Source organism: Microbacterium gorillae, from assembly GCF_050990725.1.
GTDB lineage: Bacteria > Actinomycetota > Actinomycetes > Actinomycetales > Microbacteriaceae > Microbacterium > Microbacterium gorillae_A.
Genome location: NZ_CP158844.1, coordinates 3,126,861 through 3,149,603, shown reverse-complemented (window position 1 = coordinate 3,149,603; position 22,743 = coordinate 3,126,861). Strand labels below are relative to the sequence as shown.

20 protein-coding genes are annotated in these 22,743 nt (G+C 68.6%); 17 read left to right on the top strand and 3 right to left on the bottom strand.

The window, feature by feature from the left end; translation table 11 throughout:
* Nucleotides 1–10: 10 nt before the first annotated feature.
* Genes ABTV68_RS14550 through ABTV68_RS14515 form a run of 8 tightly spaced genes read left to right on the top strand, consistent with a single transcriptional unit; the run spans nucleotide 11 to nucleotide 7,682 of the window.
* Nucleotides 11–1,021: a carbohydrate ABC transporter permease gene (locus ABTV68_RS14550; protein WP_433674426.1), complete on the top strand. Its 1,011-nt coding sequence runs from the start codon at nucleotides 11–13 to the stop codon at nucleotides 1,019–1,021.
* On the top strand, nucleotides 1,018–1,929 hold the full coding sequence (locus ABTV68_RS14545; RefSeq protein WP_433674425.1) for a carbohydrate ABC transporter permease: 912 nt from the start codon (nucleotides 1,018–1,020) through the stop codon (nucleotides 1,927–1,929). The genes ABTV68_RS14550 and ABTV68_RS14545 overlap by 4 nt, the downstream gene beginning before the upstream one ends.
* Nucleotides 1,926–2,771: a sugar phosphate isomerase/epimerase family protein gene (locus ABTV68_RS14540; RefSeq protein WP_433674424.1), complete on the top strand. Its 846-nt coding sequence runs from the start codon at nucleotides 1,926–1,928 to the stop codon at nucleotides 2,769–2,771. Before ABTV68_RS14545 ends, ABTV68_RS14540 begins: the two co-directional genes overlap by 4 nt.
* Nucleotides 2,768–3,889 (top strand): Gfo/Idh/MocA family protein, encoded by a 1,122-nt coding sequence (locus ABTV68_RS14535; RefSeq protein ID WP_433674423.1) that lies wholly within the window; start codon nucleotides 2,768–2,770, stop codon nucleotides 3,887–3,889. Before ABTV68_RS14540 ends, ABTV68_RS14535 begins: the two co-directional genes overlap by 4 nt.
* The gene (locus tag ABTV68_RS14530) at nucleotides 3,886–4,746 is read left to right on the top strand and encodes a sugar phosphate isomerase/epimerase family protein (protein ID WP_433674422.1); all 861 of its coding nucleotides are present in this window, start codon (nucleotides 3,886–3,888) and stop codon (nucleotides 4,744–4,746) included. Before ABTV68_RS14535 ends, ABTV68_RS14530 begins: the two co-directional genes overlap by 4 nt.
* Entirely contained in the window at nucleotides 4,743–5,951 is a 1,209-nt protein-coding gene (locus ABTV68_RS14525; protein ID WP_433674421.1) for a mannitol dehydrogenase family protein, read from the top strand. The genes ABTV68_RS14530 and ABTV68_RS14525 overlap by 4 nt, the downstream gene beginning before the upstream one ends.
* 1 nt (nucleotide 5,952) lies before the next feature.
* The gene (gene manD, locus ABTV68_RS14520) at nucleotides 5,953–7,191 is read left to right on the top strand and encodes a D-mannonate dehydratase ManD (protein WP_433674420.1); all 1,239 of its coding nucleotides are present in this window, start codon (nucleotides 5,953–5,955) and stop codon (nucleotides 7,189–7,191) included.
* Nucleotides 7,188–7,682 carry a gluconokinase gene (locus tag ABTV68_RS14515; RefSeq protein ID WP_433674419.1) on the top strand — a complete coding sequence of 165 codons (495 nt, stop codon included), beginning with the start codon at nucleotides 7,188–7,190 and terminating at the stop codon, nucleotides 7,680–7,682. The genes manD and ABTV68_RS14515 overlap by 4 nt, the downstream gene beginning before the upstream one ends.
* Nucleotides 7,683–7,733: 51 nt before the next feature.
* Here ABTV68_RS14515 and ABTV68_RS14510 read toward each other — a convergent pair whose 3' ends face one another.
* On the bottom strand, nucleotides 7,734–7,856 hold the full coding sequence (locus tag ABTV68_RS14510; protein WP_433674418.1) for a hypothetical protein: 123 nt from the start codon (nucleotides 7,854–7,856) through the stop codon (nucleotides 7,734–7,736).
* Nucleotides 7,857–8,061: 205 nt separating this feature from the next.
* Here ABTV68_RS14510 and ABTV68_RS14505 point away from each other — a divergent pair, with 205 nt between their 5' ends.
* Nucleotides 8,062–8,646, top strand: coding sequence for a 50S ribosomal protein L25/general stress protein Ctc (locus ABTV68_RS14505; RefSeq protein ID WP_433674417.1), 585 nt, complete (start codon nucleotides 8,062–8,064; stop codon nucleotides 8,644–8,646).
* A gap of 100 nt (nucleotides 8,647–8,746) precedes the next feature.
* Nucleotides 8,747–9,331 (top strand): aminoacyl-tRNA hydrolase, encoded by a 585-nt coding sequence (pth, locus tag ABTV68_RS14500; RefSeq protein ID WP_433674416.1) that lies wholly within the window; start codon nucleotides 8,747–8,749, stop codon nucleotides 9,329–9,331.
* A 13-nt stretch (nucleotides 9,332–9,344) separates the two neighbouring features.
* On the opposite strand, the gene ABTV68_RS14495 is transcribed toward pth, so the two are convergent.
* On the bottom strand, nucleotides 9,345–10,097 hold the full coding sequence (locus ABTV68_RS14495; RefSeq protein ID WP_433674415.1) for a DUF4064 domain-containing protein: 753 nt from the start codon (nucleotides 10,095–10,097) through the stop codon (nucleotides 9,345–9,347).
* Nucleotides 10,098–10,294: 197 nt separating this feature from the next.
* Between ABTV68_RS14495 and mfd the strand changes: the two genes are divergently transcribed.
* The 4 genes from mfd (at nucleotide 10,295) to ABTV68_RS14475 (ending at nucleotide 16,537) form a co-directional block, all read left to right on the top strand.
* Nucleotides 10,295–13,849, top strand: coding sequence for a transcription-repair coupling factor (gene mfd / locus ABTV68_RS14490; protein WP_433677620.1), 3,555 nt, complete (start codon nucleotides 10,295–10,297; stop codon nucleotides 13,847–13,849).
* Nucleotides 13,850–13,892: 43 nt separating this feature from the next.
* Nucleotides 13,893–14,489: a gamma carbonic anhydrase family protein gene (locus ABTV68_RS14485; RefSeq protein ID WP_433674414.1), complete on the top strand. Its 597-nt coding sequence runs from the start codon at nucleotides 13,893–13,895 to the stop codon at nucleotides 14,487–14,489.
* A gap of 94 nt (nucleotides 14,490–14,583) precedes the next feature.
* Nucleotides 14,584–15,843: a Na+/H+ antiporter NhaA gene (locus ABTV68_RS14480; protein ID WP_433674413.1), complete on the top strand. Its 1,260-nt coding sequence runs from the start codon at nucleotides 14,584–14,586 to the stop codon at nucleotides 15,841–15,843.
* Nucleotides 15,844–15,871: 28 nt separating this feature from the next.
* Entirely contained in the window at nucleotides 15,872–16,537 is a 666-nt protein-coding gene (locus ABTV68_RS14475) for a MazG family protein (protein WP_433674412.1), read from the top strand.
* On the opposite strand, the gene ABTV68_RS14470 is transcribed toward ABTV68_RS14475, so the two are convergent.
* Nucleotides 16,510–17,055: an NUDIX domain-containing protein gene (locus tag ABTV68_RS14470; RefSeq protein WP_433674411.1), complete on the bottom strand. Its 546-nt coding sequence runs from the start codon at nucleotides 17,053–17,055 to the stop codon at nucleotides 16,510–16,512. The two genes, ABTV68_RS14475 and ABTV68_RS14470, sit on opposite strands and share 28 nt — an antisense overlap.
* Before the next feature lie 92 nt (nucleotides 17,056–17,147).
* Between ABTV68_RS14470 and dapA the strand changes: the two genes are divergently transcribed.
* The 3 genes from dapA (at nucleotide 17,148) to ABTV68_RS14455 (ending at nucleotide 22,741) form a co-directional block, all read left to right on the top strand.
* A complete protein-coding gene (gene dapA / locus ABTV68_RS14465) occupies nucleotides 17,148–18,125 on the top strand; it encodes a 4-hydroxy-tetrahydrodipicolinate synthase (protein ID WP_433674410.1) in 978 nt (325 codons plus the stop codon).
* Between the two features lie 9 nt (nucleotides 18,126–18,134).
* Nucleotides 18,135–19,814, top strand: coding sequence for a ribonuclease J (locus ABTV68_RS14460; RefSeq protein WP_433674409.1), 1,680 nt, complete (start codon nucleotides 18,135–18,137; stop codon nucleotides 19,812–19,814).
* Nucleotides 19,815–19,927: 113 nt separating this feature from the next.
* Complete coding sequence (locus ABTV68_RS14455) at nucleotides 19,928–22,741, top strand: DNA translocase FtsK 4TM domain-containing protein (protein WP_433674408.1); 2,814 nt, start codon at nucleotides 19,928–19,930, stop codon at nucleotides 22,739–22,741.
* The last annotated feature ends 2 nt before the right edge of the window (nucleotides 22,742–22,743 follow it).

The following is a 22,743-nucleotide window of genomic DNA, read 5'->3' as shown; positions in this document are numbered from 1 at the left end:
GAAGTTCGAGATGAACACCGTCTCCGACACGTCGGCGACACCCGTGTCGGCAGGGGAGAGCCCTGCCGACACGGCGGCCGCCGTCACCGTCTCGTCGCGACGCGGCTCGACGCCACGCGTGCGTCGCTCCCAGGTGCCACCGGCGGAGCGTCCGCGTCCGCTCTGGATGCTCACCCCCGGCGGCCTGCTGATGGCGCTGGTGATCCTGGTGCCGCTGGCCATCGCCTTCTGGATCAGCCTGCTGGATCTGGATCAGTACACGATCCGGCAATGGACCGCGGCGCCGTTCATCGGCATCCAGAATTTCATCGAGGCCATCACCTCCTCGCCGCTGCTGCACGGCATCGCGATCAGCGCGAGCGTCGCCCTCATCGTCTCGGTGCTGAGTGTGCCGGTGGGCGTGCTCGCCGCCCTCGCCACCCAGAACGCCTTCCGCGGTCGGGGCCTGGTCCGCTCCGTCTACCTGATCCCGTACATCCTTCCCGCGTTCGTCGTGGCCAGCGTCTTCCGCACGATGTTCCAGCCGGCGGGCGCGGTGGATCACATGTTCAACCTGATCGGCGTGGAGCCGGGGTTGTGGCTGAACGGGCCGCTGAGCTACTGGACGCTGGTGATCGCACAGCTCTGGGTGAGCTGGCCGTTCATCTATCTGCTGACCCTCGCGGGTCTGCAGGCCGTGGATCCCGAGGTCCACGAGGCGGCAGCGATCGACGGTGCCGGATGGGGCATCAAACTGCGCCGCGTCGTGCTGCCGTACCTGCGCGGATCGGTGCTGCTGGCATTCCTGCTCACCTTCCTGCACAACATCAACGCGTTCACGATGCCGTTCGTGCTGTTCGGCATTCCGGCACCGAAGGACATCGAAGTGCTGCCGGTGCTGACCTACATGACCAGCTTCCAGAGCTTCCGCTTCGGTCTGTCCGCGGCCATGGCGGTCGCCTCCCTGGCGCTGGTCGCCATCCCGCTGTTCATCTATCTCCGCGCTGTCCGACTCGACACCGGTGAGGAGGCGAAGTCATGAGCGCAACGACGACCATCGCCCAGGTCAATCCGCGTCAGCGACGCTCGCCCCGCTCGTCCCACATCACGCGCCTGCTGCCCACCCCGCTGCTGGCCGTGGTCAACACGCTGCTGTGCGTCGTGGTGCTGGGGCCCGTGCTCTACATGGTGCTGGCCTCGATCAACTCCGACGTCTCGGTGGCTGCCGGCGAGTTCTGGCCGCGCGAGCTGCGCCTGGACAACTACATCAAGGTGTGGTCGTCCGTCGACCTCGGCACGGGACTGGCGAACAGCCTGCTGATCTGCGGCGCCGTCGCTCTCGTCTGCGCCGCGGTCTCACTGTCGATGGCGTGGGTGCTGGTGCGCTTCACCTTCATCGGCCGAATCACCATCCTCCGCGGTCTGGTGGGTCTGCAGTCGGTCCCCGGAACGCTCATGCTGCTGCCCGTGTTCGTGGTGTTCTCGACGATGTCCGCCGCGCTGCGGATCCCCACGATCGGCACGCACTGGGCCGTGTTCGTGACCTACCTCACGTTCGCTCTGCCGTTCTCCACGTGGGTCCTCGTCACCTACATCCGCGGTCTGCCGCGCGAGCTCGAGGACGCCGCGCGCATGGACGGTGCCGGGAACATCCGCATCCTCACCCGCATCGTGCTGCCGCTGAGCTGGCCCGGCATCGTCGTCTCCGCGATCTTCGCGTTCCTGCAGGGCTGGAACGACGTGCTGTTCGCTTCGGTGATGACCAACTCCACGTCCCGCACCGCCGCCGTGGCGCTGCAGACCTTCGGCGCCACGCAGGAGACCGGCGCCCTTCCCCTGTACGGACAGATGATGACCGCCTCCCTCATCTGCGCCGCACCCGTCGTCGTGCTGTACCTCGTGTTCCAGCGCTACCTCGTCGGAGGCCTCACCGCTGGAGGAGTGAAATGACCGAAACCTCACCCGCCTGGACCCTCTCGGGATTCGGCGACGAGATCGATGCGGACCCCGTGCTTCAGGTCGGCGTGCTGCAGGCGCTGGGCGCACGTCACATCGAGGTGCGCAGCGCATGGGGCGTCAACATCGTCGACCTCTCCGCCGAGCAGCTGAACGAGCTGCGCACCGTGCTCGTGGATCGCGGCATGGGGGTGTCGGCGATCGCTTCGCCCATCGGCAAGGTCGACATCTCCCTTCCCGCGGAGCACGAGGTGGCGCGCCTGGAGCGCGCCATCGCCGCGGCACGCGTGCTGGAGGCTCCCTACATCCGCATCTTCTCCTTCTTCCGTGCGGAGGACCGGACGGCGGAGAGCATTCGCGACGACGTGCTCGTGCGGATGGCGGCGCTCGCCGCCGTCGCCGAGCGCGAGGGCGTGACGCTCGTTCACGAGAACGAGAAGGACATCTACGGCGATGTGCCCGAGCGGGTGCTCGACGTGATCGAGTCGGTCGGCTCGGACCGGCTGCGCGTGGCGTGGGACAACGCCAACTTCGTACAGGTGGGCGTTCGTCCGTTCAGCGACGGCTATGCGATGCTCCGCCCCCACCTGGAGTACCTGCAGGTGAAGGACGCGATCGCCGCGACCGGTGTCGTCGTGCCTGCCGGGGAAGGAGACGGCGAGCTGCTGGAGACCGTCACGGCGCTGCGCGACGACGGCTTCACCGGATTCGCCTCCCTCGAGCCCCACCTCGCCGACTACAACGCGCTGGGCGGCTTCTCCGGCCCCGCGGCCTTCGGTCGCGCGGGTCGCGCCTTCCGCGCCCTCACCGATCGGATCGGAGTCACGCTGTCATGACCACCCCCACACCCCTGTCTGTCGCCATCGTCGGCTGCGGCATCATCGGCGTCAACCACGCCCAGGCGATCGCTCGCGTGGACGGACTGCGAGTCACCGCGCTCGTGGACGACGTTCCCGCGATGGCGACCGCGCTCGCGGACCAGATCGAGGCGGAGGTCGGGCATCGCCCGGCCGAGTTCGCCCGGATCGAGGACCTGCCGGCCGATGTCGATCTCGTCGCGATCTGCACGCCCAGCGGCACGCACGTCGACCTCGCCGAGCGCGCCCTCGCGCACGGCACTCACGTCGTGCTGGAGAAGCCGTTGGACGTGTCGATGGAGCGCGGCCTGCGCCTTGCACGTGCGGCCGAAACCGCAGCCGAGCGCGGACTGATCGTCTCCGTGATCAGCCAGCACCGCCATGACCCGGCGGCGATGGTCGTAGCGGAGGCCGCGCACTCGGGCCGTTTCGGTCGGGTGACAAGCGCCGTGGCCAGCGTTCCCTGGTGGCGCTCGCAGGAGTACTACGACTCCGGTGCCTGGCGCGGAACCTGGGCACTGGACGGTGGGGGCGCGGTGATGAACCAGGGCGTCCACACGGTTGATCTGCTGGTGTGGTTCCTGGGCCGACCGGTCGAGATCTTCGCGCAGACCGGCCTGCTCGCGCACGAGCGCATTGAGATCGAGGACGTGGCCACGGCCACCATCCGGTTCGAGTCGGGTGCGCTCGCGGTGTTCCATGCGACCACCGCGGCGTTCCCGCATGCTCCCGTGCGCGTCTCGGTCTACGGATCAGCCGGATCCGGCACCGTCGAGGACGACCAGCTCGGCGCCTTCTACACGGACGGCGATGACCGTGACCGCCGTGCCGAGGCCGTGCCCGCGGGCGAGCGCGTGGGGGATGAGAAGCCCGCCGACATCTTCGCCGAGGCACATGCTCGGCAGTACCGCGACATCCTCGCGGCGATCCGCGAGAAGCGCGCCCCGCGGGTCGGCGTCCCGGAGGCTCTGCTGTCTCTGGCTGTCGTTCGCGCGATGTACGTGTCGGCGACGAGCGGCCAGCCGGTTCGAATCGACGCGATCCTCAGCGGGGAGCTCAGCGACCAGGATGTTCGCACCGGAGGGGTGATCGCGTGAGGTTCTCGGTCTTCACCGCATCGACGCCGGACTGGACTCCGGAGGAGGCGGCACAGAACATCGCGGCCCAGGGCTGGGACGGGATCGAGTGGCGCATCACCGACCAGCAGGACGCCACGCCTCCGGGCTTCTGGGCGGGGAACCGCTCCACCTGGCCGCTCACCGGTCTGGAGGAGGCGCTGCCGGAGATCGGCCGGATCACCGCGGAGTCTGGGCTCGCGATCAGCGGCCTCGGCGGCTACGCGCAGTCCTCCAACGCCACCGATGTCGAGCGCATGCTGCGTGCGACCGCGGCCCTGGGCGCCGGTCAGGTGCGCGTCACCATGCCCTCGAACGACGTGGCCGACTACCGTGTCGTCGCCGACCGCACGCGCGGAGAGCTCGCCGATCACACGGCGCTGGCCGCGGAGCTGGGCGTCAAGGTGCTCATCGAGCTGCACCATCAGACGATCACCCCTTCGGCCTCTGCCGCGATGCGCATCATCGAGGGCTTCGATCCGGCGCACATCGGCGTGATTCACGACCTCGGCAACCTCATCATCGAGGGCAACGAACTCACCCGCGCCGCACTGTCGATCCTCGGCGAGCACCTCGCCCATGTGCACGTGAAGAACGCGGTGTGGAAGCCCACCGGCGAGGTCGGACCGCACGGTGACGTGCGCTGGGCAGCCGAGTGGGCGTCCTTGCGCGGCGGTCAGGCCAGCGTTCCGGACTACTTCCGTGCGCTGCGCGAGTTCGGCTACGACGGCTGGGTGACGCTGGAGGATTTCACGACGGACCTTCCGCTGGCGGATCGCCTGCGCGACTCGCTTGCCCTGTTCCACGCGCTGCGCGACGAGCTCGCCGATGCCGCATGAGGGCGCGCGACAGCAGGCCACCGCTCCGGGTCGCGCACCTCGGCCTCGGTGCCTTCCACCGGTCTCACCAGGCCTGGTACACCCAGCGGGCGAATGAGGCCATCGCGAGCGACGGCTGGGGTATCGCATCTTTCGGTGCGCGCTCGAGGGAACTGGCCGAGGCGCTCCGGGCGCAGGACGGCGTGTACACGCTGCTGGAGCGCTCGGCGGACGGCGATGCGGCGACGGTCATCGAGTCCATCACGGCCACGGGTGTGGCGGCCGATGAGTCCTGGGTCGACACCCTCGCGAACGGCGATGTCGAGGTGCTCACCGTCACCGTGACCGAGGCCGGGTACGCCGCGGGCGCACTGGCCCCAACACGCATCGCCGCAGGGCTGACGGCCCGGCGCCGGGCGCGTGGAGGTCCGCTCAGCATCGTCAGCTGCGACAACCTGCTCGGCAACGGGCGCGCGCTGCGCCTCGTGGTTCTCGCAGCGGCCGGGGATGAGGCCGGGTGGATCGCGGAGAACGTCTCCTTCGTCGACACCGTGGTGGACCGGATCACCCCGGCAGTCACCGACGACGATATCCGCGCTGTGCGCACGCTGACCGGCGAGGATGACAGGGTTCCCGTCGTCTGTGAGCCCTTCTCCGAGTGGGTCATCGCCGACGCGTTCGCCGCCGGCCGACCGGCCTGGGAGAACGCGGGAGCGGTGATCGCCGCGGACGTCACGCCGTATGAGGAGCGCAAGCTGTGGCTGTTGAACGCCGGCCACACGTATCTCGCCGCCGCCGGTCGCCTCGCCGGCTTCGCGACCGTCGACGAGGCATTCGCGGATCCGATCCTGCGTGCAGAGACCGAGGCGTTGTGGGCCGAGCAGCGGGTCACGATCGATCTTGCCGCCGACGACATCGACGCCTGGCTCGAGGAGCTTCGCACCCGCTTCGACAACCCGCGGATCTCCCACAGGCTGGAGCAGATCGCGCGGGGGAGCGAGCACAAGATCGGCCCGCGCCTGCTGACTCCGCTACGGGTGCGCGAACGCGCGGGCATCGCCGCGGGAGACGCTCAGCTGCACGCCATCGACACCTGGGTGCGCTCGATCGTCGAGCTCGCCCCGCCCGACGACGCGGCCGCCGCGCTCGCCACCGACCTGCGGGCGCTGCCGTCCGCATCTCAACGCACCGAGGTGCTGCGCCGTTTCGCAGCAGAAGGAGACTGACATGATCATCGATCGCGCGGAAGTGATCGTCACCAGCCCGGGTCGCAATTTCGTGACCCTCAAGCTCACCACCGACGACGGCATCACGGGTCTCGGGGATGCGACCCTGAACGGTCGTGAGCTCGCCGTGGTCGCCTACCTCACCGAGCACGTCGTGCCGCTGCTGCAGGGGATCGATGCGCATCGCATCGAGGACACCTGGCAGTTCCTCTACCGCAGCGCGTACTGGCGCCGGGGACCCGTCACGATGGCGGCGATCGCCGCCGTGGACATGGCTCTGTGGGACATCAAGGCCAAGTCGGTCGGGTTGCCGCTGTACCAGCTGCTCGGGGGAGCTTCGCGGCGTGGGCTGCTCGCGTACGGACACGCGTCCGGCACCGACATCCCGGAACTGTTCGACTCGATCCGCGCGCACCAGGAGCAGGGCTACCGTGCCATTCGCGTCCAGACCGGCGTTCCCGGGCTGAAGGCCATCTACGGCATCGCCTCGCAGTCCGCGGATGCCGGCGGCGGCGATGCGCGCTACGACCACGAGCCGGCGCGACGGGGGGCGAAGCCGGTGGAGGAGGACTGGGATACGCGGTCCTATCTTCGCCACCTGCCCGGTGTCTTCGAGGCCGTCCGCAACGAGTTCGGGCCTGACCTGCCGCTGCTGCACGACGGCCATCACCGGATGACGCCGATTCAGGCGGCCAAGCTCGGCAAGTCGCTGGAGCCGTACGATCTGTTCTGGCTGGAGGACTGCACTCCCGCGGAGAATCAGGAGGCCCTGCGTCTGGTGCGCGAGCACACCACCACCCCGCTGGCGATCGGTGAGATCTTCAACACGGTGTGGGACTTCAAGGACCTCATCCGCGATCAGCTCATCGACTATGTTCGAGGTGCCGTCACTCACATGGGCGGCATCAGCCCCCTCAAGAAGACGGTGGACTACGCGGCGATGTACCAGATCAAGTCGGGCTTCCACGGCCCTACCGACATCTCGCCGGTCGGCATGGCCGCGCAGATGCACCTGGGACTGGCGATCCACAACTTCGGCATCCAGGAGTACATGCAGCACTCCGAGGCCACCGACCAGGTGTTCGAGCAGTCGTTCACCTGGCAGGACGGTCTGCTTCACCCCGGTGACCAGCCCGGTCTCGGCGTGGAGTTGAACCAGGATGAAGCGGGCAAGTACCCCTACGAGCAGGCCTACCTGCCGTTCAACCGACTGGCCGATGGGACGGTGCACGACTGGTGACAACTCCGCAGGTGTGCGTGATGGGGGTGTCTGCGTCGGGGAAATCGACCGTGGGTGCGCTCCTCGCGACCGAGCTCGGTATCCCCTTCATCGACGGCGACGACCTTCACCCCGAGGCCAATCGTCGCAAGATGGCCGCGGGCACGCCGCTCACCGACGATGATCGCTGGCCGTGGCTGGACGTGGTGGGGGAGACCTTCGCCGCTCACGCCGGCGACGGTGTGGTGATCGCGTGCAGCGCGCTACGTCGTGTGTATCGCGATCGCATCCGGGCGATCGCGCCGGACGTGCACTTCGTGCTGCTGGACGGATCTCCCGAGCTGCTGGCCGAGCGCGCGGCCGCACGTACGGGGCACTTCATGCCACCCGCCCTGCTGCAGTCTCAGCTGGACACCCTGGAGCGGCCGGACGTCGACGAACACGCGAGCGTGGTCGACGTCGCGGAGCCCGTCGACACGCTCATCGACCGCGTCATCCGAGACCTGCGCTGACGTGGAAACGCCACAGGCCGCCGTCGTCGACGGCGGCCTGTGGCGTTGTCATCAGTCCTTGCGGTAGCTCGAGCGGCCCATCGAGAACATGGCGCCGACTGCGCCCACGATGCCGAGGCCGGTCAGAGCGAGAATCGCCCAGAAGACGATGTGGGTGACGTCAGCGGCAGTCATGCGCACTCCTCCAGGTTCGGTGTGGTTTCCACGCTACCGGCTCGTCGGGTAAGATAGTGAATCGGCCTCGGCGAGGGACGCATTCGTGCGTCCGTGATCGACGTGGTGAGTGGCCCTTCCCGGGACGCCTCCACGACCGCTTCCCCCGTGTCGAGGCTCCAACACAGACCACCACACGATTCCGTGTGCTTGAAGGAGAACCACTATGTCTGAGGACAACAAGGTCATCGCGGAGCTCCGCACCAACTTCGGCAAGGGCTTCGCCCGCCGTCTGCGTGCGGCCGGCCAGATCCCCGCCGTCATCTACGGCCACGGCACCGAGCCGGTGCACGTCGCGCTGCCGGGTCACCAGGTCAGCCTGATCATCCGCAAGGCGAACGCCCTGCTGGACCTGTCGGTCGACGGCAAGGACCAGCTGACGCTGGTCAAGGACGTCCAGAAGGACCCGGTGCGCCAGATCATCGAGCACATCGACCTGCTCGTGGTGAAGAAGGGCGAGAAGATCGCCGTCGACGTCCCCGTCGTGCTCGTCGGTGAGTCCGCTCCCGGCACGCTGGCCAACCTGGACGCGGTCAGCATCTCGCTCGAGGTCGAGGCCACGCACATCCCCGAGAGCGTCGAGGTCTCCGTCGAGGGCCTGGAGGACGGCACGCACATCACCGCCGCCGACCTCACCCTGCCGAAGGGGGCATCCCTGATCGCAGACCCCGAGACGCTGATCGTCGCCGTGGCCACCCCGGCTGCCGAGGCGACCGACGAGGCGGAGACCGCCGAGGAGTCCGCCGAGTAATTTCGGTTCACGCAGAGGGGGTGCGCATCGCGCACCCCCTCTGTTTTTCCGTCGGCACCGCGTGCTGACAGACTGGATCCGCGCTATTCGGGGAGGGAACATGGCCGACACCTGGCTGATCGTCGGGCTCGGAAATCCGGGACCGCAGTATGAGGCGACCCGGCACAACATCGGGCAGATGGTGATCGACGAACTCGCCGCACGCCGCAGCGAGCGCTTCAGCGCGCACAAGGCCGGCGCGCGCGTGTCCGAGACCTGGCTGCGGCCCGGTGCCGCGAAGCTCATTCTGGCCAAGCCGAACTCCTTCATGAACGTCTCCGGCGGACCCGTGTCCTCGCTCGCGAAGTTCTACGGCATCGCGCCGGATCACGTGGTGATCATCCACGATGAGCTGGACATCCCCTTCGACTCCGTGAAGTTGAAGGTGGGCGGCGGCCACGGCGGTCACAACGGTGTCCGCGATGTCGCGAAGGCTCTCGGCACGCCCGACTTCCCGCGTGTGCGGGTGGGCATCGGCCGTCCGCCCGGACGACAGGATCCGGCCGACTGGGTGCTCTCACCCTTCCCCGCATCGCAGCGTCAGGAGCTCGCGATGCTGGTTGCCGACGCCGCCGATGCCGTGGAGATGACGGTCGACGAGGGACTGCTCGCCGCCCAGCAGCGATTCCACGCACCGCGGGACTGACGCGGCGGCGGGGTCAGAGCGTCGCGCCGACCACCAGGCCGAGGAAGACGGCGCCGCAGAACACCGGCAGTCCGAGGAATCCGAGGACGATGGCCCAGATCCCGCGGCCTCGCCCGCGTCGTTGCGCTGCGGCCACGAAGCCCAGCACGATCGCGATGATGCCGAGCACCGTGCCGACGTAGAACGCCGATTCGGCCAGAAGCTCCCAGCCCGCCACCGGGGCCAGCCACGCCAGGCTCGCGGTGGGGTCTGCACCCGAGGCCGCGAGCTCCAGGAACGCCGGACTGATCCGAACCGCGGCTATGCCCGCGGCGATCGGCGCTCCCAGCGCCGCGATCAGGCCGAGGATGAGAGCCACGGTTCCGAGCGTGCTCGGACGCGGGCCGAGCGGGTTGTCCAGTCCACTGCCGTACGCGGCGTTCACCTGCTGCGTCCACGGCGATGCATACGGCTGCGCCGAGGCGCCGGGGTTGAGCTGTGGGCCGGCGGGGGCGGGCGCCGCCCCATACGCGGGCGTGCTCGGGTACGCGGGGGCAGACCCGTATGCGGGGGGCGCTCCATACGCGTCGGCCGAGGCAGGCGGAACGGCGCCAGAGGACGGTGCGGCACCGTACGCGGGCACGGAGCCGTACGTCGGTGCTGCCGGCGGGGCGAGCGGGGCCGCGGCGGCATCGGGGCCCCACGGAGCTGCCGCCGGAGGTGGTACCGGGGCATCCGAACCGAAGCCGGTCGTCGGGTCGTACTGCGGGTGATTCGCGTCGCTCACACGCCCATCCTAGAAGCCGCCGCCGACACCCGACGATGTCGCGAATCACTGACGGAGTAGCGGAAGCATGAGGCAGCCGCGGAAACCCTCGTGCTCTCGCTGCATGCTCCGTCGTTCGCAACGGCTGACCGCCGGCGGCACCGCCGCGGTGCCCCGGAGGAGTCGATGTCTGAGGCCCCGCGTAGACTCGTTCGGTGATGTTGTCTGGGATCGTCCGCGTTCTGAGCACCGACGAGTCGTTCGCGCCGCTGCGCGATGCCGCACCCGCTGACGCCGACTTCGCGCTGGTCGACGGACTGGATGCTCCGGCACTGGCCGCACTGTTGGAGCGGCGTACAGCGACCGGTCGCCCGCCGGCGCTGCTGGCCATCACGCCCACCGGCCACCGCGCCGAATCCCTCGCCGCCGCGCTCGAGTGTCTCGTGCCCGGCGCAGAGGTCATGAGCTTCCCCGCCTGGGAGACACTGCCACACGAGCGCCTCAGCCCCAGCGCCGAGACCGTCGGCCGCCGGATGGCCGTCCTACGGCGGCTGCGTCAGTGGGATGCCTCCGCGCCCCTCGTCGTGACGGCGTCGGTGCGGGCAGCCCTGCAGCCCCTCGCGTCCGGACTCGGCGACATCGCCCCCATTGAGCTGAACGTGCGCGAGCGCGGCCATGAACTGGAGGCGGTCGTCACGACCCTCGTCGAGCTTGCTTACGCGCGCGTCGACATGGTGTCGCGCAGAGGCGAGTTCGCCGTGCGCGGCGGCATCCTTGATGTGTTCCCACCGCTGGCCGATCATCCGTACCGCATCGAGTTCTTCGGTGACGAGGTCGATCAGATCCGCGCGTTCTCCGTAGCCGATCAGCGTTCGCTGCCCGGCGACATCGACGCGGTGGTGCTGCCGCCCAGCCGTGAACTGCTGTTGACGGCCGAGGTCCGCGCGCGTGCGGCCGAGCTCGAGTCGGCGTTCCCCGGTGTCGCCGGCATGCTGGCCAAGATGGCGGAGGGCATCCCGGTGGAGGGGATGGAATCCCTCAGCCCCGCGGTCGCCGGTCCGCTGGTCTCTCTCGCCGACTACCTGCCCGAGCGTGCCGCCGTGGCGCTGGTGGACCCCGAGCGTGCCACATCGCGCTCCATCACGCTCGGCGAGACCAACCGCGAGTTCCTCGAGGCCGCGTGGAACGCTGCCACCGGGGGAGCGGATGCCCCCGTCGACCTGGGCGCGGGCGACTTCCTCACCCTCGGTGCGCTGCGCGAAGCGGTGCACGCGCGCCTCGGGGTGTGGTGGAGCCTCAGTCCCTTCGATCCGGGCGATGCGGAAGACGCCGACGATGTCCGCGTCGCCGGCACACCGGTGCCCTCTTTCCAGGGCAACGTCGAGGGGGCCACGAGCTACATCGGCGACCTGCTCTCGCGCGGGTGGGCCGTCGTGGTCGCCGCTGCAGGAGCCGGACTGGTCGAGCGCGCACGCGACGTGCTGTCCGAGCGCGGCTTCGGAGCGCGCGTGGTGGAGGAGCTCACCGAGGTGCCGGAGCGCGGTGTGGCCACGCTCGTGCGCGGCACCATCGAGAGCGGCTTCCTCTCCGCCGAGGCCGAACTCGCCGTCTTCACCGAGAGCGAGTTCTACGGCCGCACCATCGGCGGCTCGCAGGTGGTCAAGAAGCTGGCTTCGCGGCGCAAGAACGTGGTCGACCCGCTCCAGCTGAAGGCCGGCGATCACGTGGTGCACGCCACGCACGGCATCGGGCGATTCGTCGAGATGACCCAGCGCGAGGTGTCCACCGGCGGACGCAACGCCCAGAAGAGCCTGCGCGACTACCTCGTCATCGAGTACGCGCCGAGCAAGCGCGGCTATCCGGGCGACAAGCTCTTCGTGCCCACCGACCAGCTCGATCTCCTCAGCCGCTACGTCGGCGGCGAGGCTCCCGTGCTGTCCAAGATGGGCGGCAGCGACTGGGCGGCGGCCAAGTCGAAGGCCCGCAAGGCGGTGCGCGACATCGCCGTGGAGCTGGTGAAGCTGTACTCGGCACGTATGGCGGCGAAGGGCCATGCGTTCGGACCCGACACGCCGTGGCAGCGCGAGCTGGAAGAGGCCTTCCCCTTCGCGGAGACGCCCGACCAGCTGCAGACCATCGACGAGATCAAGCACGACATGGAGAGCCCGATCCCCATGGATCGGCTGCTCTCCGGAGACGTCGGCTTCGGCAAGACCGAGGTGGCCGTGCGAGCCGCGTTCAAGGCGATCCAGGACGGAAAGCAGGTGGCGATGCTCGTGCCCACCACTCTGCTGGTGAAGCAGCACCTGGAGACCTTCACCGAGCGCTTCGCCGGCTTCCCGGTCAAGGTGCGTCCGCTGTCGCGGTTCCAGAGCGACAAGCAGGCGCGCGACGTTCTGGCCGGTCTCCTCGACGGCACCGTCGACATGGTCATCGGCACGCACCGCATCCTCACCGACAAGGTGATCTTCAAGGATCTCGGTCTGCTCATCATCGACGAGGAGCAGCGTTTCGGCGTCGAGCACAAGGACGCGCTGAAGAAGCTCAAGACGAACGTGGACATCCTGGCGATGAGCGCCACCCCCATCCCGCGCACGCTGGAGATGGCGGTCACCGGCATCCGCGAGATGTCCACCCTCGCCACCCCGCCGGAGGACCGCCACCCGATCCTCTCCTTCGTCGGCCCCAAGAACGATCGCCAGATCGCCGCGGCCATTCGCCGCGAGCTGCTGCGCGAAGGCCAGGTGTTCTACGTCCACAACCGGGTGCAGTCCATCCAGCGTGTGGCGCACGAGCTCGCCGAACTCGTTCCGGAAGCGCGGATCGCCGTCGCCCATGGACGGATGGGGGAGCACCAGCTGGAGCAGGTGGTGGATGACTTCTGGGAGAAGAAGTTCGACGTCCTGGTGTCCACCACCATCATCGAGACGGGCCTCGATATCTCCAACGCCAACACGATCATCATCGACCGCGCCGACAAGTACGGGTTGTCGCAGCTGCACCAGCTGCGCGGACGCGTCGGACGCGGCCGCGAGCGCGCGTACGCCTACTTCGTGTATGACGACATGAAGCCGTTGTCCGAGACCGCCGCCGATCGCCTGCAGACCATCGCGGTCAACAACGACCTCGGCTCCGGTATGCAGGTGGCCTTGAAAGACCTGGAGCTGCGCGGCGCGGGCAACATGCTCGGTGCCGAGCAGGCGGGTCATATCGCGGGCGTGGGCTTCGACCTGTATCTGCGCATGGTCGGTGAGGCGGTGGCGACGTTCCGTGGCGAGGAGACCGAGGGGCCCACCGAGCTGCGCCTCGAGCTCCCGGTGGATGCCCGCATCCCCGAGTCCTACATCGACAGTGAGCGCCTCAGGCTGGAGGCCTATCAGAAGCTCTCGTCCTCGGCCACGGCCACCTCGAAGGACGACATGATCGATCTGGTGATCGACGAGCTGGTCGACCGCTACGGTCCATTGCCCGAAGAGGTTGTCGGCCTCGTCGCCGTCGCGCGTCTGCGACGCCGGGCGGCGCAGGCGGGCCTCACCGATGTCGTCGCTATGGGTCCGAACCTCCGCATCGCCCCGGCGCACTTCGCCGACTCGATTCGCGTGCGCATGCAGCGGCTGTATCCGAACGCCAAGCTCATCGCCTCAGGCGAGGCGGTGGTCGTGCCGATCCCGCGGCCCGGTGGCGAGGCGATGCCGGACGCCGAGCTCATCGCGTGGGTCGATCAGCTCTTCACCGCTCTTTACCCGCTGCCCGAACCGAAGCAGACCGCCTGATCGCATGCTGGTGCCGCCCGCGGCGGAGCGTTAGCGTGACGACATGGAGTTCGAGCACGCAGGAGCACGACCGCGGGTGCACCCCGACGCGGTCGTGGCGCAGACCGCTGTCATCTCGGGGGACGTCACCATCGGGGCGGACTGCCAGATCCTGCATGGTGCGGTGATCACGGCGGAAGGCGGCGCGATCACCCTCGGTGAGAACGTGATCGTGATGGAGAACGCGGTCATCCGTGCCGTCGCGTCGGCGCCAGTGCACATCGGCGACCACACGCTGATCGGACCAGGGGCCAGCATCAGCGGCGCCACGATCGGAGACGAGGTCTTCCTCGCGACCGGCACCCGGGTCTTCAACGGCGCCCGGATCGGCGAGCGCAGCGAGGTGCGCATCAATGGCGTCGTGCACCTGCGCACGGTGCTGCCTCCGGACACCGTCGTCCCGATCGGCTGGGTCGCGATCGGTGACCCCGTGGAGATCCTCTCGCCGCACGAGCACGACCGCATCGCTGCCGCGCAGCGCGAACTGGACTTCCCCGGATTCGTGTTCGGCGTCGATCGAGACACTCCGGATGTGATGGTGCAGCTCACCGAGCGGTACGGCCGATCCCTGTCACGTCATCGCTCGGACCGGGCGCTCTGAGGGCGGGGCACGACCGACCGGGTAGACTGGGGGAGGCCTTGGGGCCACGGTGTGTCGGGAAGCCTGGTCGACCGCGCGGAGAGAACTCCTCGTGATGACGCGAAAGGCACCCGTGAACACCAATAGCATCCCTGCGCACACGTCTGCACAGCACCACTCCGGGCACGCGCCCACCAACCGCTTCGTCGCGCTCCTGCGGTCCGCGCGGTTCCCCGCGGTCGTTCTGCTCGCCGCCGCGGCGCTGGGTCTCCTGCTCGCCAACTCGCCTGCCGGTACCGCGCTGATCGCGCTGCTGGAGGCGCGCCCGCTGTTCCCGGGAACTCCCTTCGAGCTCTCGATCGCGCACTGGGTCTCCGATGGATTGCTCGCGATCTTCTTCTTCACCGCCGCGGTTGAGCTTCGCCACGAGCTCACGGTGGGCCGACTGAGCAGGCCGAAGGAGGCCCTCGTTCCCGCTATCGCCGCCGCGGGTGGCGTCATCGTCCCGGTCGCGATGTACCTGGCGATCGCCGCAGGGGAGGGGACCGCGCAGGGCTGGCCGATTCCCACGGCCACCGACATCGCCTTCGCGCTCGGCGTGCTGGCGGTGTTCGGAACCGGACTGCCGGCGAAGATCCGCGTGTTCCTGCTCGCGCTCGCGATCCTGGACGACATCGTCGGGATCGTCTTCATCGCCGTGCTCTTCACCGCGGACCTGCAGATCGGTGCGCTGGTCCTGGCGGTCGTCCTGGTGGGGCTCTTCGCGTTCCTCAGCCGCATGCGTCCCGCGCGACTGCGGGGACTCTGGGTCGTGTCTCTCGTCGTGATCGCCGTGGCGACGTGGGCCGCCGTGCTCAGCAGCGGCGTGCACGCCACCATCGCCGGTGTCGCGCTGGGACTGGCGATGGCACCGCGCCCCGCCGACCGCACCGCCCATGTGCTGGAGCCGGCGGTCAACGGGCTCGTGCTCCCGGTGTTCGCGTTCGTCGCCGCTGCGGTCGTGGTCCCCGCCGTGGAACCCGAGAACCTCAGCCCGGCGTTCTGGGGCGTGCTGATCGCGCTGCCGGTCGGCAAGATCGTGGGCATCACGGCGGCAGGACTGCTGGGCCAGTGGCTTCTGCGCACCAGCGCTGCTGCTCGTCTCCCGATCGTGGACCTGCTGATGGCGGGAACGCTCGGCGGCATCGGATTCACGGTCTCGCTGCTCCTGGGCCAGCTCGCCTTCGGCGCCGATCACGAGCTCGGTGCCGAGGTGACGCTTGCCGTGCTCGCCGGTTCCGTCATTGCGATGCTGGCGTCCGCGGTGTTCGTCAGCGTGCGCGCTCGCGCGTATCGCCGCGCGCAGGCGCACGCTGCGCGGGCCGCGCACGGGTGACCTCGCCCCTCCGGGTATCGTCGGGCTCATGAGCGAAGCCCTCCCCGACGCGTCCGCACTCGATCGCGCCGCAGCCGTGATGCGTGACGTGCGCGACCGATGCGTGTGGACGCAGCAGATGACGCACGAGGAACTGGTCCCGTATCTGGTCGAGGAGAGTGCCGAGGTGATCGAAGCCGTCGAGACGGGGACCAGCACCGACCTGCGCGAAGAACTCGGTGACCTGCTCTGGCAGGTGCTGTTCCACGCCGAGATCTCGGCTCGCGCCGGCGAGTTCGATATCGACGACGTGGCAGGCGATCTGGCGGACAAGATGATCCGCCGTCACCCCCACGTCTTCGCGGGCGAGGTCGCGCGTACCCCCGAGGAGGTGCTCGTGCACTGGAACGCCGCGAAGGCCGCGGAGAAGCGCGAGCGACGCAGTGTGCTGGACGGCATTCCCGCGGCGATGCCGGCGCTCCCGCGGGCGCAGAAGGTGCTGGGGCGGGCGTCGTCCGTCCGCGTCGGGCCGCCGACCCCCGGGGCGGAGCCGGTCGACGAGGAGCAGCTCGGCGATGCACTGCTCGCGATGGTCGCCCGGGCACGTCAGCACGGATGGGATGCCGAACGCGCGCTGCGGCGGAGCGTGCGAGCGCTGGAGGATCGCGTGCGGGCCGCCGAAGCGACTCAGGCCAGAAGCTCCGAACGCAGCTGAAGAGTCGCGTAGAGGAGTGCGGCGACGCTCTCACCATCGCTGACCTCACCGTCGCGGACCAGGGCGAGCGCTTCGGGCAGGGGCACCCAGCGCACCGCATCGATGCCCTCTAACGCCTGTTCCGCGCCGTCATCGGCGACCTTTTCGATCCCGCGAGCGAGGAAGACGTACTCCGGCGCATCCGCGATGCCGTTGAGCGCGTTCATCCGGCCGATGAGCGTCCATTCGCGTGCGGTGTGGCCCGTCTCCTCGCGGAGCTCACGGCGCGCCGCGGTTTCCGGATCCTCGCCGTCGGTTCCGCCGGCGGGCACCTCCCAGCCCGTCCCCGTCGTGTACCGATCGAGTCGCACCAGACAGACGCGTTCCGCGTCATCCACCGCCACGATGAACACCGCCGGATGGCGCATCGTGACCACACCGTAGATGCCGTCTCCGCCGGGGCCGGTCACCTCGTCCTCGCGCACGCTGATCCAGCGGTTCTCGTACACCGTGCGCGATCCGCGCGTCGTCCACGTCATCCGCACAGCCTACGCACGCGCTGGGCGTGGACCCGCGACGCCCGGTGACACCGCGGTGCGTCGGTGTCGCTTCGGACCGGTACCCTGAGAGCATGACGCAAACGAGCAATCCCTTTGGACAGGTGCTCGTCGCGCTCGTCACTCCGATGACGGCCGACGGTGAGGTCGATTGGCCCTCCGTCGAGAAGCACATCGATGATGTCATCCGCAGCGGTGCGGATGGCATCGTGGTCACGGGCACCACGGGCGAGACCTCCACCCTCACCGACGCCGAGAAGCTGCGCCTGGTCGAGGTCGGCAAGGACGTCGCCGCCGGTCGCGCCAAGATCATCACGGGCGGCGGCTCGAACGAGACCGCCCACGCCATCGAGTTGTACAAGGCCAGCGAGAAGGCCGGCGCCGACGGCATCATGATCGTCACGCCCTACTACAACAAGCCCACTCAGGCGGGCATCCTCACGCACTTCCGTCTCGTCGCCGACGCGACGGATCTCCCGGTCATCCTGTACGACATCCCCGGACGCACCGGCGTTCCGATCAAGTACGAGACCATTCTTCGTCTGGCCAAGCACCCGAACATCCTCGCCGTGAAGGACGCCAAGGGCGACTTCAGCGAGGTCAGCCGAGTGCTCAACCAGACCGACCTCATGTACTTCTCCGGCGACGACTCGAACGTGCTCCCGCACCTCGCGATCGGCGCCACCGGACTCATCGGCGTCACGGCCAACATCGCCGCGGCGCCCTATCGGACCATCGTCGACGCGGTCAACCGCGGCGACCTCGCGGCGGCCACCGCACAGCACAAGAAGCTCGAACCGCTGGTTCGCGCCACCATGACGCACGTGCCGGGCACCATCGCCGCGAAGTACATCTTGCATGGGCTGGGACGCATCTCCAGCCCCCGCGTTCGCCTTCCCTTGGTGGGGCCGGAGGAGTGGGAAGCCGCGATCATCGAGGACGAGCTGGCGCTCGTGACCGATGTCGAGGGCGTCGACTTCTCCAACTTCCGCCCGGATCGCAACGCGGCGGCGGGTGGAGCCCTGCCGAAGGTGCACGGCACAACACGCTGAAAGGCCCACATGGCAGGCACCACGATCGTCACTCCTCCCGCTCTCGAAGCGGGAACCCTTCGCATCACACCACTCGGCGGCCTCGGCGAGGTCGGTCGCAACATGACCGTCTTCGAGTACGACGGCAAGCTCCTCATCGTCGACTGCGGCGTGCTCTTCCCCGAGGAGCACCAACCCGGCGTCGACCTGATCCTCGCCGACATGGAGCCCATCCGCGATCGCCTCCGCGACATCGAGGGCGTGGTGCTGACGCACGGGCACGAAGACCACATCGGTGGCGTCCCGTACCTGTTGCGCAACCGCAACGACATCCCGCTGATGGGCTCGGCGCTCACGCTCGCCCTCACCGAGGCGAAGCTCAAGGAGCACCGCATCAAGGCGGACACCCGCGTGGTCCGCGAGGGCCAGCGGCTGTCCGTCGGCCCGTTCGACCTGGAGTTCGTCGCGGTCAACCACTCCATCCCCGACGCGCTCGCGGTGGTCATTCGCACCCCCGCAGGCACGGTGCTGGGTACGGGCGACTTCAAGATGGACCAGCTGCCGCTGGACGGCCGGATCACGGACCTGCGAGCGTTCGCACGGCTGGGCGAAGAGGGTGTCGATCTGTTCATGGTGGACTCCACGAACGCCGACGTCCCGGGCTTCACACCGACCGAGCGCGCGATCGGCCCGGTGCTCGAAGATGTCATCGGACGCTCGCCGCGCCGTGTCATCGTCGCCAGCTTCTCCAGCCACGTGCACCGCGTGCAGCAGGTGATCGACGCGGCCCACAAGCATGGTCGCCGCGTCGCGCTCCTCGGACGTTCGATGGTGCGCAACATGACCATCGCCGAGGACCTGGGCTACCTGCACGTTCCGGATGGTGTGCTCATCGACTACAAGAAGGCCAAGGACCTGCCGGACGACAAGATCGTCTACATGTCCACCGGCTCGCAGGGTGAGCCGATGGCCGTTCTCTCGCGCATGGCCAACCTCGACCACGCGATCGAGCCCGGCCCGGGAGACACCATCATCCTGGCCTCCAGCCTCATCCCGGGCAACGAGAACGCGGTCTACCGCGTGATCGACGGCCTCACGAAGCTCGGTGCCACGGTGGTGCACAAGGGCAATGCGAAGGTGCACGTCTCGGGTCACGCTGCCGCGGGCGAGCTGCTGTACTGCTACAACATCCTCAAGCCCCGCAATGTCATGCCGATCCACGGTGAGTACCGTCATCTGGTCGCCAACGCGCGCCTCGCGCAGGACACCGGAATCGCGGCGGATCGCACGATCATCGGTGAGAACGGCACCGTGGTCGACCTCAAGGACGGCGACGCGAAGGTGGTCGGCCAGCTCGACCTCGGCTTCGTCTATGTCGACGGCTCCTCGGTGGGCGGCGTGACGGAGAACGAGCTGAAGGACCGCCGTATCCTCGCGGAAGAGGGCTTCGTCTCGATCATCGTCGTGGTGGATGCCAAGACCGGCAAGGTCATCTCCGGCCCGGAGATCCACGCCCGCGGCATGGCCGAAGACGACGCCGTGTTCGATGACATCAAGCCCAAGATCGCCGCGGCACTCGCCGAGGCGGCCGGCAACGGCGTCCGCGACACGCACGCTCTGAGCCAGATCGTCCGACGCACGATCGGTCGCTGGGTGAACCAGCGCCTGCGTCGTCGGCCGATGATCGTGCCGCTGGTGATCTCCGCCTGAGCCGTCGATAGGCCGCCGCCGCATCGCGGTGGCGGCCTATCGCATCCCTGCTGTCGCCCCAAAAAGCCGCGTCGATCCGGGCCGATGTCCGACGCCGGACGTACCGTGGAAGCATGCCACGTTCGTCCAACAGCACGGCCAAGACCGAGCGCCTCCCCGCCAAGACGGAGCGCGCCCCGGCCAAGCAGACGACGCCGCGCGCCCGAAAGACCGAACCGGCGCCGAAGAAGTTCGTCGACGAGGCGGACAAGCCGCCCGTCGCCGTTCGCGCGTGGAATGGGCTCGGTCACGCGGTCGGCGGGCTCTTCCGGGCGTTCGGTCCGGAGACACTGGAGAAGGATCAGCGCCGGGACGGCCTGCCGTTCTTCCTTGTGCTGCTGGCCATCGCCGGCGCCGTCGTGGAGTGGTTCTTCATCGGCACCGAGGTCGCCACCAACATCTCCGCTTACTCGTTCGGTGCGCTGATCGGCCGGGTGGCGTTCGTCTTCCCCGTGATGCTGGTTCTTCTCGCGGCGTGGCTGTTCCGCCACCCGTCGTCGGTGCACGACAACGGCCGCATCGGCATCGGCTTCATCATCTTCACGCTGTCGCTCGCCGGGTTCTGCCATGTGGCGGGCGGCCTTCCACAGCCCACCAAGGGACTTCCCGCGCTGAGCGGTGCGGGCGGCCTGTTCGGCTGGATGCTGGGTCAACCCCTGTCGCTGCTGTCCAACATCGGCGCTTACGTCGTGCTGTCGATCCTCGCGCTGCTGAGCGTGCTGATCCTCACCAAGACTCCGCCGAACAAGATCTTCTCCCGCCTCGGCGAGCTGTATGCCTGGTTGTTCGGTGCCGAGCCTGGTGAACCGCGCGAGCGGAAGCCGCGGTTCGAGCCGTCGGGCTCCGACGACGACGAACCCGCGGATTCCGCACAGGCCGACCTGCCGTGGTGGCGGCGTAACAAGACGGGGCGCGAAGAGGAGCAGGACGGCCACCTCGGCTCCGACGACCTCACCGCGCTGCTGGAGCCCAGCGTCGAGGGCAGCTTCGAGCAGGTCATCACGACGCCGACACCGACCCGCAGCAGCCCCGCGGTTTCGCCGGATGCCGCCACCGAGGTGCTCTCCGACGTCAGTGCCGTCGCCGCCTCGCTGAGCAGTCCCTCCGCACCGCACGGGGCGACCAGCATGATGGACGATCTCGGTCTCGACCTGGAGGACGAGGAGGACGACCTTCCGGGGCTGTCCAGCTTCGGCACGGACGGACCCGGTCCCGGTGGCCCGCAGGCACCCGCAGCCCCGTACCACCTACCGAGCCTCACTTCACTGGGCACCGGTCCGGCCGGTGTGACCCGGTCCGCAGCGAACGACGCCGTCGTCGCCTCCCTCACCGAGGTGCTGGAGCAGTTCAAGGTCGACGCCAAGGTGGTCGGCTTCTCCCGTGGCCCGACGGTCACGCAGTACGAGATCGAGCTCGGCCCGGGCGTGAAGGTGGAGCGCATCACCGCGCTCACCAACAACATCGCCTACGCCGTAGCGTCCAACGAGGTCCGCATCCTCGCCCCGATTCCCGGTAAGAGCGCCATCGGCGTCGAGATCCCGAACACGGATCGCGAGACCGTCACTCTCGGTGACGTGCTGCGCTCCGCAGCAGCGACGAACAGCAAGCACCCGATGACCATCGGCGTCGGCAAGGACGTCGGCGGTGGCTTCGTCGTGGCGAACCTGGCGAAGATGCCCCACCTGCTCGTGGCCGGATCCACAGGCTCCGGTAAGTCCTCATTCGTCAACTCGATGATCACCAGCCTCCTGATGCGGGCGAAGCCCAGCGAGGTGCGGATGGTGCTGGTGGACCCGAAGCGCGTGGAGCTCACCGCCTATGCCGGTGTTCCGCACCTGATCACGCCCATCATCACGAACCCCAAGAAGGCCGCCGAGGCGCTGCAGTGGGTCGTGAAGGAGATGGACATGCGCTACGACGACCTCGCGTCGTTCGGCTTCCGTCACATCGACGACTTCAACAAGGCGGTCATCGCCGGAGAGATCCAGCTTCCCGCGGGCTCGGAGCGCGTGCTCAAGCCCTATCCGTACCTGCTGGTCGTGGTGGACGAGCTCGCCGACCTCATGATGGTGGCCCCGCGTGACGTCGAGGACTCCATCGTCCGCATCACCCAGCTTGCGCGCGCCTCCGGCATTCACCTGGTGCTGGCGACGCAGCGTCCGTCTGTCGATGTCGTCACGGGTCTGATCAAGGCCAATGTGCCGTCGCGCTTCGCGTTCGCCGTCACCAGCGTCACCGACAGCCGCGTGATTCTCGACCAGCCCGGTGCCGACCGTCTCATCGGTCAGGGTGACGGCCTGTTCCTCCCGATGGGCGCTGCCAAGCCGCTGCGCGTCCAGGGCGCCTGGGTCACCGAGGCCGAGATCGAGAAGGTCGTCAAGCACGTCACGACGCAGGCCCGTCCGGAGTACCGCGCCGACGTCGAGGCGGTCACGGAGAAGAAGGAGGTCGACGCCGACATCGGAGACGACCTCGAGCTGCTGCTGGCGGCTGTGGAACTGGTGGTGTCGAGCCAGTTCGGCTCCACATCGATGCTGCAGCGCAAGCTCCGCGTCGGCTTCGCCAAGGCCGGGCGTCTCATGGACCTCATGGAGTCCCGTGAGATCGTCGGCCCGTCCGAGGGATCCAAGGCGCGCGACGTGCTGGTGACGCTCGAGCAGCTTCCGGTGATCCTCGCGACCCTGCGCGGCGAGACTCCGCCGCCCGCCGCACCGGCTCCGTCCGTGGATGAGGAGGCGATGCCGCCCGCCGCATCCGCGACCGCGCCCACCACAGTGATCGGCGATGATCGTTATGACGTCGATCCCATCGAGGCCCAGTTCGCCGGACGTCCGGTGGAGGACGACGAGGGCGACGAAGACGCCTGGCAGCTCACCGGTCGCGACTGAGC